This window comes from Enterobacter sp. T2, assembly GCF_010692925.1.
Taxonomy (GTDB): domain Bacteria; phylum Pseudomonadota; class Gammaproteobacteria; order Enterobacterales; family Enterobacteriaceae; genus Enterobacter; species Enterobacter kobei.
On sequence record NZ_CP048736.1, the window covers coordinates 4,218,481 to 4,233,507 of the forward strand.

The window sequence follows — 15,027 nt, forward strand, 5'->3', positions numbered from 1 at the left end:
TCTCCCCTGCTTATCGCAAGATGAGGCGTTATCACCGTCACGCGTCGACCGGATATTCGACGACCAGACGACGCGGCGCAACGCGCCCTTCACCATCCATTTCGCCCATGCCGATAAACTTACCGTCGTCACCTTCGGTCACGCGCACCAGCCCTTCCAGCGGAGCTTCCGCCGTGCGAACCGGGTTGCCGTTCTTAAAGTAAACGGACGATGTTAAAGGAAGATTAACCACCGGGAAGTCCGCTGCCGGACTGTCCATTGGCATCAGCAAGGGATCCAGCAACGCTGCTGGCGCGATCCCCTGTACTTCCGCCTGTTCAACCAGCTCGCGCAGGTGCTCAAGCGTCACCATCCGCTCAACCGGGTACTTACTCACCGCCAGACGGCGCAGGTAGATAACATGCGCACCGCAACCTAGTTTTTCACCGAGGTCGTCGATGATGGTACGAATGTACGTCCCTTTGGAACAGTGCACTTCCAGCTCCAGTTCATCACCTTCGTGGCGAATAAAGAGCAGCTCATACACGGTTATCGGACGGGCTTCGCGCGGAACGTCAATGCCCTGACGCGCATATTCGTAGAGTTTCTTGCCCTGGTATTTCAGGGCGGAATACATCGACGGCACCTGCATCGTGTCCCCGCGGAAGCTCTCCAGCGCAGCATCAAGCTGTTCAGCACTGAAGGTCACCGGACGTTCTTCCACGACCTGGCCATCCGCGTCGGAGGTATCCGTGCGCTGGCCGAGCTTCGCGATAACGCGGTAACGCTTATCGGAGTCGAGCAGATACTGGGAAAACTTTGTCGCCTCTCCCAGGCAGATCGGCAGCATACCGGTCGCCAGCGGATCGAGCGCGCCGGTGTGGCCCGCCCGGTTGGCGTTATAAAGACGCTTCACTTTTTGCAGCACGTCGTTGCTGGATGCCCCCTGCGGTTTGTCCAGCAGCAGCACGCCATGCACGTCGCGACCACGACGACGAGGACGACTCATTAGTCCTCCTTGCTGTCGTCCGTCGGGTTAACACGACGTTCGTCGTCATGTTTCACCACGCTGGTCACCAGATTGGACATGCGCATACCTTCTACCAGCGAGTTGTCGTAGAAGAAGGTCAGCTCAGGCACGATACGCAGACGCATCGCTTTGCCGAGCAGAGAGCGGATAAACCCGGAGGCTTCCTGCAGCGCTTTAATGCCGTTCTTCACGGCCGCTTCGTCCTGATCGTTCAGGAAGGTGACGAACACTTTGGCGTAGGCCAGGTCACGGGACATTTCCACGCCGGACACGGTGGTCATCACGCCGATGCGAGGGTCTTTAATTTCGCGTTGCAGGATAAGCGCGATCTCTTTTTGCATTTCCTGCGCCACGCGCTGTGGGCGACCAAATTCTTTCGCCATAATAAATTCTCCAGACAAAAAAGGGGCTTAAGCCCCTTTTGAAATAATTGCCGGATGGCGCTTCGCTAACCCGGCCTACGATCTCAATTAATCGATGCTGCGTTGGATCTCGATGATTTCGAACACTTCGATCATATCGCCAACGCGTACGTCGTTGTAGTTCTTCACACCGATACCACATTCCATGCCGTTACGGACTTCGTTAACGTCATCTTTGAAGCGGCGCAGAGATTCCAGCTCGCCTTCGTAGATAACCACGTTGTCACGCAGTACGCGGATTGGGTTGTGACGCTTGATGGTACCTTCGGTAACCATACAGCCCGCGATCGCACCGAATTTCGGTGATTTGAACACGTCACGCACTTCAGCCAGACCGATGATCTGCTGTTTCAGCTCAGGAGACAGCATGCCGCTCATCGCCGCTTTCACTTCGTCGATCAGGTTATAGATGACGGAGTAGTAGCGCAGATCCAGGCTTTCCGCTTCGATCACGCGGCGAGCAGAAGCATCAGCACGCACGTTGAAGCCTACCAGGATGGCGTTGGACGCAGCAGCCAGGGTCGCGTCGGTTTCGGTGATACCACCTACGCCAGAACCGATGATCTTCACTTTCACTTCGTCGGTAGACAGTTTCAGCAAGGAGTCGGAGATCGCTTCCACAGAACCCTGAACGTCAGCTTTCAGTACAACGTTCACTTCGTGAACTTCACCCTCGGTCATGTTAGCAAACATGTTCTCGAGTTTAGATTTCTGCTGACGAGCCAGTTTAACTTCACGGAATTTGCCCTGACGATACAGTGCCACTTCACGCGCTTTCTTCTCGTCACGCACGACGGTCACTTCGTCACCGGCAGCCGGCACACCGGACAGACCGAGAATTTCAACTGGAATGGACGGACCCGCCTCCAGCACTTCCTGACCCAGTTCGTTACGCATCGCACGAACACGACCGTATTCGAAGCCACACAGAACGATATCGCCCTTAAGCAGGGTACCTTCACGAACCAGAACGGTTGCAACCGGGCCACGACCTTTATCCAGGAAGGATTCGATCACCGCACCGCTCGCCATACCTTTACGCACGGCTTTCAGCTCCAGAACTTCAGCCTGCAGCAGGATAGCGTTCAGAAGGTCGTCAATACCGGTACCCGCTTTAGCAGATACTGGGATGAACTGTGCTTCACCGCCCCACTCTTCCGGCATAACGCCATACTGAGACAGTTCGTTTTTAACACGGTCCAGATCGGCTTCTGGCTTATCGATTTTGTTGACTGCAACAACCAGAGGCACCTGCGCCGCTTTCGCGTGCTGGATAGCTTCGATGGTTTGCGGCATTACGCCGTCGTCTGCAGCAACAACCAGCACAACGATATCCGTTGCCTGAGCACCACGAGCACGCATAGACGTAAACGCTGCGTGGCCTGGGGTATCCAGGAAGGTAATCATACCGTTGTCGGTTTCTACGTGGTAAGCACCGATGTGCTGGGTAATACCACCCGCTTCGCCAGAGGCAACTTTCGTAGAACGAATGTAGTCAAGCAGAGAAGTTTTACCGTGGTCAACGTGACCCATAATGGTCACAACCGGTGCACGCGGTTCAGCCGCAGCGCCAGTATCACGGTCGCTCATTACGGCTTCTTCCAGCTCGTTTTCACGACGCAGGATAACTTTGTGGCCCATCTCTTCGGCAACCAGCTGCGCGGTTTCCTGGTCGATAACCTGGTTGATGGTCGCCATTGCACCCAGCTTCATCATCGCTTTGATGACCTGAGAGCCTTTAACCGCCATCTTGTTCGCCAGTTCGCCAACGGTGATGGTTTCGCCGATCACGACGTCACGGTTAACAGCCTGAGCGGGCTTCTGGAAGCTCTGCTGCAGAGCGGAACCTTTACGCTTGCCGCCTTTACCACCGCGAACAGCAGCGCGTGCTTCTTCACGATCGGCTTTGGATTCAGCGTGCTTGTTACCTTTCTTCGCCGGACGCGCAGCTTTTGCATTACGACCACGGCCACGGCCGCCTTCTACTTCACGGTCGTTGTCATCTTCAGCCTGACGTGCGTGCTGAGAAGTGGTGACGTGGTAGTCGCTGGTGTCTTCAGTCGGTTCAACGGTATTCACACCGTTCTTCTCGTTTTCTTCTGCCATACGGCGTGCTTCTTCAGCGACGCGGCGAGCTTCTTCTTCGAGCTTGCGGCGTGCTTCTTCTTCGGCTTTACGCTTCAGTTCGGCAGCTTCATTTTCACGACGGGCTTTTTCAGCCTGGGCAGTTTTGGTCATTTCGTCTGTCTGTTGATTGCTCACTTTGTCTTTTTCCGCAGCGTCACGCTTCACTTTATCACTGGCGTCGCGTTTCGCTTTTTCTGCGGCCTCACGTTCAGCTTTTAATTCTGCCTCGCGTTTGGCGGCAGCTTCCGCCTCACGCTGAGCTTGTTCTTCCGCTTCACGCTGTGCCTGCTCTTCCGCGGCAAGGCGTTCTGCCTCTTGCGGATCACGTTTTACAAAGGTGCGCGTCTTGCGGACTTCAATTTGTACCGATTTACTTTTGCCACCGGTACCAGGAATATTCAACGTGCTGCGCGTTTTGCGCTGCAGCGTTAACTTGTCAGGCGTAGAACCGTGCTCACGGTTCAGGTGCGTTAACAAGGTTTGTTTTTCTTGCGCGGTCACCGAGTCATCAGCGGACTTCGGGATCCCTGCATCAGCAAATTGCTGTACCAGGCGGTCCACGGAGGTCTGAATCTCAGCAGCCAGCGATTTTACAGTTACATCAGTCATGCTGTTCCTTCCTGCTACAGTTTATTACGCTTCGTCGCCGAACCAGCAAATATTACGTGCGGCCATGATGAGTTCGCCGGCTTTCTCGTCGGTTAAACCTTCGATATCAGCCAGGTCATCAACGCCTTGCTCAGCGAGATCTTCCAGCGTACAAACACCACGGGCAGCCAGCTTGAACGCAATCGCACGATCAAGACCTTCCAGATTCAGCAGGTCATCAGCCGGCTTCTTATCGCCAAGGCTTTCTTCCTGAGCCAGTGCCAGGGTGGTCAGTGCGTTTTTAGCGCGTTCACGCAGGGCTTCAACGGTTGGTTCATCCAGACCGTCAATTTCCAGCAGCTCTTTCATTGGCACATAGGCCAGTTCTTCCAGCGTAGAGAAACCTTCCTCAACCAGAACAGTGGCGAAATCTTCGTCAATGTCGAGGTATTTGGTGAAGGTATCGATCGCCGCATGGGCTTCAGCCTGATGCTTGGCCTGCAGGTCGTCAACGGTCATTACGTTGAGTTCCCAGCCGCTCAGCTGTGACGCCAGACGTACGTTCTGACCGTTACGGCCAATCGCCTGCGCCAGGTTGCCCGCTTCAACAGCGATATCCATGGTGTGTTTGTCTTCGTCAACAACGATAGACGCCACATCTGCCGGAGCCATTGCGTTGATCACGAATTGCGCCGGGTTGTCATCCCACAGAACGATATCAATACGTTCGCCGCCCAGCTCGGTAGACACCGCCTGAACACGCGCACCACGCATACCGACGCAAGCACCGACCGGGTCGATACGCTTGTCGTTCGTTTTCACCGCAATTTTCGCACGGGAGCCCGGATCGCGAGCCGCCGCTTTGATTTCGATGACTTCTTCACCGATTTCCGGTACTTCGATACGGAACAGTTCAACCAGCATTTCCGGTTTAGAACGGGTCACGAACAGTTGAGCACCACGCGCTTCAGGACGCACGGCGTACAGCACACCACGGATACGGTCGCCCGGGCGGAAGTTTTCACGCGGCAGCATGTCTTCACGCAGGATCACCGCTTCAGCGTTACCCGGCATCCCTTCGGATTTGATCTCCAGAGAGATGTTGTCGCGGTTTACTTTCTTCACCACGCCGGTAATGATTTCGCCTTCCTGATCGCGGAACTGGTCAACCACCAGTGCGCGCTCGGCTTCGCGCACTTTCTGCACGATAACCTGTTTCGCGGTCTGGGTAGTGATACGGTCAAAGGTGACAGATTCAATCTGATCTTCAACGTAGTCACCCACGTTCAGACTTTCGTCTTCAAAACGTGCCGCTTCCAGCGTGATCTCTTTGGTCGGCTGGGTCACTTCTTCAACAATTACCCAACGACGGAATGTATCGAAGTCACCGCTTTTACGATCGATTTCTACGCGAACATCGATCTCTTGTTCGTATTTTTTCTTGGTTGCTGTAGCCAGTGCACTTTCCAGCGCTTCGAAAATCTTCTCACGCGGCAGTGATTTCTCGTTGGAGACGGCTTCAACAACAGCCAAAATTTCTTTGTTCATCGCGGGCTTTTCACCTCAATCCAGACTGTTAAAAGTGGGGAACCAGGTTCGCCTTCTGGATATTACTCAGCGCGAACACTTCATCTTTGCCTTCGACTGTCACCGTGATCATTTCACCATCAACGGCTTTGATAATTCCCTGCCATTTACGGCGGTTCTGTACGGCCATACGCAGAACGAGAGCCACTTCTTCACCGGTAAAGCGCACATAGTGCTCGGCCGTGAACATCGGACGATCGAGGCCAGGTGAGGAAACTTCCAGGTTGTACGCAACGGTAATTGGGTCTTCAACATCAAGAACCGCACTCACCTGGTGGCTGACATCAGCACAATCATCAACATTGATGCCATCTTCACTATCAATATAGATGCGCAGCGTCGATGTACGGCCGCGAACGAATTCGATGCCGACCAGTTCGTAGCCCAGTGCTTCGACCGGTGCAGTAATCATCTCTGTTAATTTTTGCTCTAATGTGGACAAGCCCACCCCCAAGACATAAAAAAAGGGCGTAAAGCCCAGTTATTCTGTAGTCAGATAACAAAAAACCCCGATAAATCGGGGCTTTAGATAACTGAACCCTATAGCCACAACTGTGGCCTGGAGCACTCTCCGAAAGAATTTTTTCAAATCCAGCTACGAAGGCTCTGAGTCTTCACAGTATATTTGAAAAAGAACTTTATGGGAAAGTGGTTGCGGGGGCCGGATTTGAACCGACGACCTTCGGGTTATGAGCCCGACGAGCTACCAGGCTGCTCCACCCCGCGCCTGAAACGTGGCAAATTCTACGCGTTTTGGACAGAATTTGCAAATAATGCTGGGATTTGGTACCGAAGACGGGACGTAAAATCGGCGTTTAGTATATTGATAGTTGACCCCACCTGTCAACCCAACTTCCATCAGACGAAACAGACCAAATTTTTTACAAAAAACGCACGAGTCTCTTCCGGTATTCGATAAAAGATGATTAAATGAATACTCACTTATTTTGCATAAAAATGCACAAGAGAGCGAAAGCGGTCTCTAATCAGTCAATCAAGCAGGGTTTTATTCTATGACGACGATTCTCAAGCATCTTCCGGTAGGACAACGTATTGGCATCGCTTTCTCAGGCGGCCTGGATACCAGCGCTGCACTGCTGTGGATGCGCCAGAAGGGAGCGGTTCCGTATGCATATACTGCGAACCTGGGTCAGCCGGATGAGGACGACTACGATGCTATTCCTCGTCGCGCGAAAGAGTATGGCGCAGAAAACGCGCGCCTGATTGACTGCCGTAAGCAACTCGTCGCGGAAGGTATTGCGGCTATTCAGTGTGGTGCGTTCCATAACACCACCGGCGGTCTGACCTATTTCAACACCACTCCACTGGGTCGCGCCGTTACCGGCACGATGCTGGTTGCCGCGATGAAAGAAGATGGCGTGAACATCTGGGGTGACGGCAGCACCTATAAAGGTAACGATATCGAACGTTTCTATCGTTATGGCCTGCTGACCAACGCCGAGCTGCAGATCTACAAACCCTGGCTGGATACCGACTTCATCGACGAGCTGGGTGGCCGTCATGAAATGTCCGAGTTTATGATTGCCTGCGGCTTTGACTACAAGATGTCCGTTGAGAAAGCCTACTCCACCGACTCCAACATGCTGGGTGCGACGCACGAAGCGAAGGACCTGGAATTCCTGAACTCCAGCGTGAAGATCGTTAACCCAATCATGGGCGTGAAATTCTGGGATGAGAACGTGAAGATCGCGGCAGAAGAGGTGACCGTACGTTTCGAGCGTGGTCATCCGGTTGCCCTGAACGGTAAAACCTTCTCTGACGACGTAGAGCTGATGCTGGAAGCGAACCGCATTGGCGGCCGTCACGGTCTGGGCATGAGCGACCAGATTGAGAACCGTATTATCGAAGCGAAAAGCCGTGGCATTTATGAAGCACCGGGGATGGCGCTGCTGCATATCGCTTATGAGCGTCTGCTGACCGGGATCCACAACGAAGACACCATTGAGCAATATCACTCTCATGGTCGTCAGCTGGGTAAACTGCTGTATCAGGGTCGCTGGTTCGATCCGCAGGCGCTGATGCTGCGTGATGCGCTGCAGCGCTGGGTGGCGAGTGCCATTACCGGTGAGGTCACTCTGGAACTGCGTCGCGGTAACGACTACTCCATCCTGAACACCGTGTCTGACAACCTGACCTATAAAGCAGAGCGTCTGACCATGGAGAAAGGTGAGTCGGTGTTCTCGCCAGATGACCGTATTGGTCAGCTGACCATGCGTAACCTGGACATCACCGATACCCGTGAAAAGCTGTTCAACTATGTTGAGAATGGTCTGCTCTCCGCAAGCTCCGGTAACGGCCTGCCGCAGGTGGAAAACCTGGAGCACAGCGATAAGAAGTAATCGCTATTCAGAAATGCAGAAGGCACTCTTAGGGTGCCTTTTTTATGCCCTTTTGTAGGGCGGGTAAGCGCAGCGCCACCCGCCATTTTGCCCGGTGGCGCTGCGCTTACCGGGCCTACGAAAACAAAAAGTACAGACGAAAAAAAAGACGTCTTTCGACGTCTTTCTTCTGGAATATTGGTACCGAGGATGGGACTCGAACCCACAAGCCCGTTAGGGCACTACCACCTCAAGGTAGCGTGTCTACCAATTCCACCACCTCGGTACGGAATACTTACTGCGGGATATCGCTGGTTGGCTTCGCCGGTGCAGCTGGCTGAGTCTGCTCAGTTTTCGCTGGCGCGCTCAGGTTTTCCCACTCGCTTCCTTTACTGGTCTTGTTGCTGTTGATATTGCCCAGCACCAGACTGATGATGAAGAACAGCGTAGCCAGAATCGCTGTCGTACGGGTCATGAAGTTCGCAGAACCACTTGAACCGAACAGCGTACCGGAAGCGCCTGCTCCGAAGGAGGCTCCCATATCAGCGCCTTTACCTTGCTGCAGCATAATCAGCGCTACGAGAGCGATGGCTACAATAAGGAAAATAACTAAAAGAGCTTCGTACATAATCAACCTGTTCCTTGCGGATTTGCCGCATACCAATGCTTCGACCAATTAGCAGGATTTTTGTTTCCCACTGAAGCGGGTGTGAATACTAACCAAAGCGAATGGCCTTCGCAAGGGCATTTTTGAGCCATTGTATCAACTGCGGAAAAAAACAGCAAAAAGCCATTAATTGCTTAAAACAAAGGCGACAAAAGTCGCCTTTTTAAACAGTTAGCGTGCAAGTTTATGCAGCTTTAACGGCATCAGCAATACGGTGGGCAAATTCAGTCACCTGCGCTTCATCCTCACCTTCCACCATAACGCGAATCAGTGGTTCAGTTCCGGACTTACGCAGCAGCACGCGGCCACGGCTTCCCAGCGCCGCTTCAACGTCAGCCATTACCGCTTTCACATTGTCATTTTCCAGCGGATCGCCTTTACCTGCCGTGAAACGCACGTTCACCAGGATCTGCGGGAACATTTTCATGCCGCTGCAGAGATCGTGCAGGCTCATATGGTTACGGGCCATCGCTGCGACGACCTGAAGCGCAGCCACGATGCCGTCACCGGTGGTGGTTTTGTCGAGCAGGATCACGTGGCCTGAGTTTTCTGCGCCAATGCGCCAGCCTTTCTCCTGAAGCTTCTCCAGCACGTAACGGTCACCCACTTTCGCGCGAACAAACGGGATACCCAGCTGTTTCAGCGCCAGCTCCAGACCCATGTTGCTCATCAGCGTGCCGACGGCACCACCGCGCAGTTGACCCTGACGCAGCCCTTCGCGGGCGATGATGTAGAGGATCTGATCGCCATCAACCTTGTTGCCTTCGTGGTCGACCATGATCACGCGATCGCCGTCGCCATCCAGCGCAATACCCAGGTCGGCCTTCTCTGCCAGCACGCGCGCCTGCAGGGCACGCACGTCCGTCGCGCCAACCTGCTCGTTAATGTTCAGACCATCCGGCTCGCAGCCAATGGTGATCACTTTGGCGCCCAGCTCGCGGAATACGTTTGGCGCAATGTGGTAGGTCGCACCGTTGGCGCAGTCCACCACAATTTTAAGGTGGGCAAGGCTCAGTTCGTTCGGGAAGGTGCCTTTGCAAAACTCAATATAGCGACCCGCGGCATCGACGATACGGTTTGCTTTACCCAGCTCTGCGGAGTCCACGCAGGTGATCTCTTTTTCCATTTCGGCTTCAATGGCTTCTTCCACTTCATCCGGCAACTTGGTGCCATCAATGGAGAAGAACTTGATGCCGTTGTCATAGAACGGGTTATGGGAGGCCGAAATCACAATTCCCGCTTCCGCGCGGAAGGTACGGGTCAGATACGCAACAGCAGGCGTTGGCATTGGGCCAGTAAAGGAAGCTGACAGCCCGGCGGCTGCAAGTCCGGCTTCCAGCGCCGATTCCAGCATATAACCTGAAATACGGGTATCTTTACCAATAATGATCTTACGGGAGCCATGACGTGCGAGTACCTTGCCAGCAGCCCAGCCAAGCTTAAGGACAAAATCAGGCGTGATAGGCGCATCGCCGACACGCCCACGGATACCATCGGTCCCAAAATATTTACGATTACTCATAGCGTTTGTTTTCCTTCGCTGCCAGTGTGGCTTCCACCACGCGCATGGCTTCTACTGTTTCTTTGACGTCATGGACACGAATAATATGCGCGCCTTGCATCGCCGCAATGACCGCGCAGGCCAGACTACCACTCAGGCGCTCGCTCGGCCCTACGTTAAGCAATTGGCCAATCATCGATTTTCTCGACATCCCCACCAGCAGCGGCAGGCCGAAGTGATGGAATTCCGATAAGCGCGCAAGCAGTGCATAGTTGTGGGAGAGATTTTTACCGAAACCGAACCCCGGGTCGAGCAGCAATTTCTCTTTTGGGATGCCTGCACGCTCACAGCGTTCAATATGCTCAATAAAGAAGCGATTCACATCAGCAAAGACATCGTCATACTTCGGCGCCTCCTGCATGGTTTTCGGCTGCCCCTGCATGTGCATCAGGCACACAGGCAACCCTGTCTCAGCAGCGGCTTCGATTGCACCGGGTTCAGTCAGCGAGCGGATATCATTAATAATGTGAGCACCCACTCTCGCCACTTCACGAATCACTTCTGGTTTGGAGGTATCGACGGAGATCCATACCTCAAAACGTTGTGCGATTGCCTCAACGACCGGCACCACGCGCGCCAGCTCTTCTTCCACCGACACATCCGCTGCCCCTGGGCGCGTCGATTCACCGCCGACATCAATGATGGTAGCACCTGCGTTGATCATTAAATTCGCGTGCTTAACCGCGTCGATAAGCGTGTTGTGCGTGCCGCCGTCAGAGAAGGAGTCAGGGGTAACATTCAGGATACCCATCACATGAGGATGTGAGAGATCGAGATGCGAGTCCTGGGCGAAGAGTTTCATGGCTAAATCCCTGGTATCAATATGGTTAAATGAAAAAGAAAAACCCCGGAGCAAGCTCCAGGGTTTGAGATACAGACAAACGCTTCAACAGCAGTGACTTACTTGTCGCCCAACTGTTCTGACATGGTGTTGCCCGGGTTCGGCGTACGCGGTTCATCGACCGGACGCGGCGCACGCGGGGTGCCATTGTTGTCAGAATTGTTGGAAGCACCTGGGTCTTCCCAGCCTGCTGGCGGACGCACTTCGCGGCGAGCCATCAGGTCGTCAATCTGCGGTGCATCGATGGTCTCATATTTCATGAGCGCATCTTTCATCGAATGCAGGATGTCCATATTGTCGTTCAGGATCTGACGCGCGCGACCGTAGTTACGTTCAATCAGCGCTTTCACTTCCTGGTCGATGATACGAGCCGTCTCATCGGACATATGTTTCGCTTTTGCCACGGAGCGGCCCAGGAATACTTCACCCTCTTCCTCTGCATAAAGCAGCGGACCGAGTTTGTCGGAGAAGCCCCACTGAGTGACCATGTTACGTGCCAGGTTTGTCGCCACTTTAATGTCGTTCGACGCACCGGTAGAAACATGTTCCGGCCCGTAGATGATCTCTTCCGCCAGACGACCACCGTACAGGGTTGAAATCTGGCTTTCCAGTTTCTGACGGCTGGCGCTGATCGCGTCGCCTTCAGGCAGGAAGAAGGTCACACCCAGCGCACGACCGCGCGGAATAATCGTCACTTTGTGTACCGGATCGTGCTCCGGTACCAGGCGGCCGATAATCGCGTGACCGGCTTCGTGATATGCCGTGGACTCTTTCTGCGCTTCCGTCATCACCATGGAGCGACGTTCCGCACCCATCATGATTTTGTCTTTCGCTTTCTCGAACTCCACCATGGACACCACGCGCTTGTTACCGCGAGCGGCGAACAGAGCAGCTTCGTTGACCAGGTTAGCCAGATCCGCACCGGAGAAGCCCGGGGTACCACGCGCAATAATTGCCGCGTCGATATCTGGCGCGAGCGGTACGCGACGCATGTGCACTTTCAGAATCTGTTCACGACCACGAACATCTGGCAGACCGACCACAACCTGACGGTCGAAACGGCCTGGACGCAGCAGCGCCGGGTCAAGTACGTCCGGACGGTTAGTTGCGGCGATAACGATAATACCTTCGTTACCTTCGAAGCCGTCCATCTCAACCAGCATCTGGTTCAGGGTCTGTTCACGTTCATCGTGACCACCGCCCAGGCCCGCGCCACGCTGGCGGCCTACGGCGTCGATTTCATCGATGAAGATAATGCATGGTGCTGCCTTCTTAGCCTGCTCGAACATGTCACGCACACGAGATGCACCGACACCCACGAACATTTCGACGAAGTCAGAACCTGAAATAGTAAAGAACGGCACCTTCGCTTCACCTGCGATAGCTTTCGCCAGCAGGGTTTTACCGGTACCCGGAGGGCCGACCATCAGCACGCCTTTCGGGATCTTACCGCCCAGTTTCTGGAAACGGCTCGGCTCGCGCAGGTATTCAACCAGTTCACCGACTTCTTCTTTCGCTTCGTCACAACCTGCAACGTCAGCGAACGTAGTCTTAATCTGGTCTTCCGTCAGCATACGCGCCTTGCTCTTACCGAACGACATGGCACCTTTGCCACCGCCGCCCTGCATCTGGCGCATAAAGAAGATCCAGACGCCGATAAGAAGCAGCATCGGGAACCAGGAAATGAAGATTGAAGCCAACAGGCTTGGTTCTTCTGGCGGCTCGCCTACCACTTTGACGTTTTTGGTCAGAAGGTTATCAAGCAGCTTAGGATCGTTCACCGGGATGTAAGTCGTGTAACGGTTACTATCTTTCTTGGTAACGTTGATCTCACGTCCGTTGATACGCGCTTCGCGAACCTGGTCCTGATTGACCTCCTGCAGGAAGGTAGAATAATCCACCTTGCGGCCATTCGACTCGCTGGGCCCAAAGCTCTGGAATACTGACATCAGCACAACGGCAATGACCAGCCAGAGTATTAGGTTTTTCGCCATGTCACTCAAGGGATTAACCTCATATTACAACTGTGTTAAAAACAGCGTCAGGATACTCTATATCCAGTTTCATTCAAACTTTCGCCTGAAATCTACCGGTTATCATTTTCGCCCGGTCGCTACAATATACACTTCGCGGGAACGGGCCCGGGAAGAGTCCGGCTTACGAACTTTGACCTTCGCAAACAGGGAGCGAATTTCCTTAAGATACTCCTCGAAACCTTCGCCCTGAAACACCTTCACAACAAAACTACCACCAGGCGCTAGTACATCACGACACATTTCTAACGCTAGCTCCACCAGATACATGGCGCGGGGGATATCCACCGCCGGTGTTCCACACATATTTGGTGCCATATCTGACATGACAACCTGGACCTTACTGTCACCTACACGATCAAGTAACGCTTTAAGCACTAATTCATCACGAAAGTCGCCCTGAAGGAAGTCGACACCGACGATAGGATCCATTGGTAAAAGATCGCACGCGATGATTCGGCCCGTTCCGCCGATCTGCGTTACCGCATACTGGGACCATCCGCCAGGTGCCGCACCGAGGTCAACAACCGTCATCCCCGGCTTAAAAAGTTTGTCACTTTGCTGTATTTCATCAAGTTTAAACCAGGCACGGGAACGCAACCCCTTTTTCTGCGCCTGTTGAACATATTTATCGCTAAAGTGTTCCTGAAGCCAGCGGCTGGAGCTGGCAGAACGCTTTTTACCTGTCATTTAACATTTCCGTCCTGGTTCATCGTTACTTGCCTGTGACGTAAATTTCTACGCAGCTATTTGGCGATATAAGGGAGATGGCGGTAGAATGAACCGTTTTCAATCCCAACGTAAGCAAAAATATACGATGAATCTGAGTACTAAACAAAAACAGCACCTTAAAGGTCTGGCACATCCGCTCAAGCCTGTAGTGATGCTTGGCAACAATGGTTTGACCGAAGGGGTGCTTGCCGAGATTGAACAAGCGCTGGAACACCACGAGCTGATCAAGGTGAAAATCGCCTCTGAAGACAGAGACACTAAAAACCTGATCGTGGAAGCCATCGTGCGCGAAACCGGCGCCTGTAATGTACAGGTCATCGGTAAAACGCTGGTGCTCTACCGCCCATCTAAAGAGCGTAAAATCTCGCTGCCACGCTAAGGATATCCTGAATCGAACACATTTTCTGTGTGAAACGAGGGATTTCTGTCAGCAGGCGAGCAAAATGCCATGCTCCTTGAGTTGATAAAAGGCCGCTATGCGGCCTTTTTCTTTTCTTTACAATGTATCAACATCTTACCAGAGATGCGAATTACAGGTATTCAACCTTGATAATTTCGTATTCCACTTCACCGCCAGGCGTGCGAATGGTAACAACATCATCCTGCTCTTTGCCAATCAGGCCGCGAGCAATCGGAGAGTTCACGGAAATCAGGTTCTGTTTGAAGTCTGCTTCATCATCACCCACGATGCGATAGGTCTGCTCTTCGTCGTTGTCCAGGTTCAGCACGGTCACGGTTGAACCAAAGATCACACGCCCATTGTTAGGCATCTTGGTGATATCGATAACCTGCGCATTGGACAGTTTTGCTTCGATATCTTTGATACGTCCTTCACAGAAGCCCTGCTGCTCACGCGCCGCGTGGTATTCAGCGTTCTCCTTCAGGTCGCCATGCTCACGCGCATCCGCGATAGCGGCGATAATTTCAGGGCGACGAACGGATTTCAGGAAATCCAGCTCTTCGCGCAGTTTTTCGGCACCACGTAAGGTCATCGGAATAGCTTGCATTTGTTATACCTCTTAAACATTCCTGTTGGGAGCAGTGTTCCCTGCCCCTGCCCCCCTAAGCGGGCAAGAAGCAAAAAGAAAACCGACCCGGGAGCAACGCCCCAGGTCAGCAGC

13 protein-coding genes and 2 tRNA genes are annotated in these 15,027 nt (G+C 53.4%); 2 read left to right on the forward strand and 13 right to left on the reverse strand.

What is annotated here, in order from left to right; genetic code table 11:
* Positions 1 to 37: 37 nt before the first annotated feature.
* The 6 genes from truB to G0034_RS20190 form a co-directional block, all read right to left on the reverse strand.
* Entirely contained in the window at positions 38 to 988 is a 951-nt protein-coding gene (gene truB / locus G0034_RS20165) for a tRNA pseudouridine(55) synthase TruB (RefSeq protein ID WP_014885371.1), read from the reverse strand.
* On the reverse strand, positions 988 to 1,392 hold the full coding sequence (gene rbfA / locus G0034_RS20170) for a 30S ribosome-binding factor RbfA (RefSeq protein ID WP_014885372.1): 405 nt from the start codon (positions 1,390 to 1,392) through the stop codon (positions 988 to 990). Before rbfA ends, truB begins: the two co-directional genes overlap by 1 nt.
* A gap of 87 nt (positions 1,393 to 1,479) precedes the next feature.
* A complete protein-coding gene (infB, locus tag G0034_RS20175; RefSeq protein WP_014885373.1) occupies positions 1,480 to 4,167 on the reverse strand; it encodes a translation initiation factor IF-2 in 2,688 nt (895 codons plus the stop codon).
* 24 nt (positions 4,168 to 4,191) lie between these two features.
* Complete coding sequence (nusA, locus tag G0034_RS20180) at positions 4,192 to 5,694, reverse strand: transcription termination factor NusA (RefSeq protein ID WP_014885374.1); 1,503 nt, start codon at positions 5,692 to 5,694, stop codon at positions 4,192 to 4,194.
* A 28-nt stretch (positions 5,695 to 5,722) separates the two neighbouring features.
* Complete coding sequence (gene rimP, locus G0034_RS20185; RefSeq protein ID WP_014833432.1) at positions 5,723 to 6,175, reverse strand: ribosome maturation factor RimP; 453 nt, start codon at positions 6,173 to 6,175, stop codon at positions 5,723 to 5,725.
* 207 nt (positions 6,176 to 6,382) lie between these two features.
* Positions 6,383 to 6,459: transfer RNA gene (locus tag G0034_RS20190), tRNA-Met, on the reverse strand.
* Positions 6,460 to 6,746: 287 nt separating this feature from the next.
* Here G0034_RS20190 and argG point away from each other — a divergent pair.
* Positions 6,747 to 8,093: an argininosuccinate synthase gene (gene argG / locus G0034_RS20195; RefSeq protein WP_014885375.1), complete on the forward strand. Its 1,347-nt coding sequence runs from the start codon at positions 6,747 to 6,749 to the stop codon at positions 8,091 to 8,093.
* Positions 8,094 to 8,271: 178 nt separating this feature from the next.
* On the opposite strand, the gene G0034_RS20200 is transcribed toward argG, so the two are convergent.
* The 6 genes from G0034_RS20200 to rlmE all read right to left on the reverse strand — a co-directional run bounded on the left by G0034_RS20200 (position 8,272) and on the right by rlmE (position 13,864).
* Positions 8,272 to 8,358 (reverse strand) — tRNA-Leu (locus G0034_RS20200).
* A gap of 9 nt (positions 8,359 to 8,367) precedes the next feature.
* On the reverse strand, positions 8,368 to 8,700 hold the full coding sequence (gene secG, locus G0034_RS20205; RefSeq protein WP_003861803.1) for a preprotein translocase subunit SecG: 333 nt from the start codon (positions 8,698 to 8,700) through the stop codon (positions 8,368 to 8,370).
* 223 nt (positions 8,701 to 8,923) lie between these two features.
* Complete coding sequence (glmM, locus tag G0034_RS20210; RefSeq protein ID WP_014885376.1) at positions 8,924 to 10,261, reverse strand: phosphoglucosamine mutase; 1,338 nt, start codon at positions 10,259 to 10,261, stop codon at positions 8,924 to 8,926.
* Positions 10,254 to 11,102, reverse strand: a complete 849-nt coding sequence (folP, locus tag G0034_RS20215; RefSeq protein WP_014885377.1) for a dihydropteroate synthase — start codon at positions 11,100 to 11,102, stop codon at positions 10,254 to 10,256. The genes glmM and folP overlap by 8 nt, the downstream gene beginning before the upstream one ends.
* Positions 11,103 to 11,200: 98 nt before the next feature.
* On the reverse strand, positions 11,201 to 13,135 hold the full coding sequence (ftsH, locus tag G0034_RS20220; protein ID WP_013098921.1) for an ATP-dependent zinc metalloprotease FtsH: 1,935 nt from the start codon (positions 13,133 to 13,135) through the stop codon (positions 11,201 to 11,203).
* Between the two features lie 102 nt (positions 13,136 to 13,237).
* Positions 13,238 to 13,864, reverse strand: a complete 627-nt coding sequence (gene rlmE, locus G0034_RS20225; RefSeq protein ID WP_003861812.1) for a 23S rRNA (uridine(2552)-2'-O)-methyltransferase RlmE — start codon at positions 13,862 to 13,864, stop codon at positions 13,238 to 13,240.
* Positions 13,865 to 13,991: 127 nt separating this feature from the next.
* Here rlmE and yhbY point away from each other — a divergent pair, with 127 nt between their 5' ends.
* Entirely contained in the window at positions 13,992 to 14,285 is a 294-nt protein-coding gene (gene yhbY, locus G0034_RS20230) for a ribosome assembly RNA-binding protein YhbY (protein WP_003861814.1), read from the forward strand.
* Positions 14,286 to 14,436: 151 nt separating this feature from the next.
* On the opposite strand, the gene greA is transcribed toward yhbY, so the two are convergent.
* Positions 14,437 to 14,913, reverse strand: a complete 477-nt coding sequence (greA, locus tag G0034_RS20235; protein WP_014171793.1) for a transcription elongation factor GreA — start codon at positions 14,911 to 14,913, stop codon at positions 14,437 to 14,439.
* Positions 14,914 to 15,027: the final 114 nt, after the last annotated feature.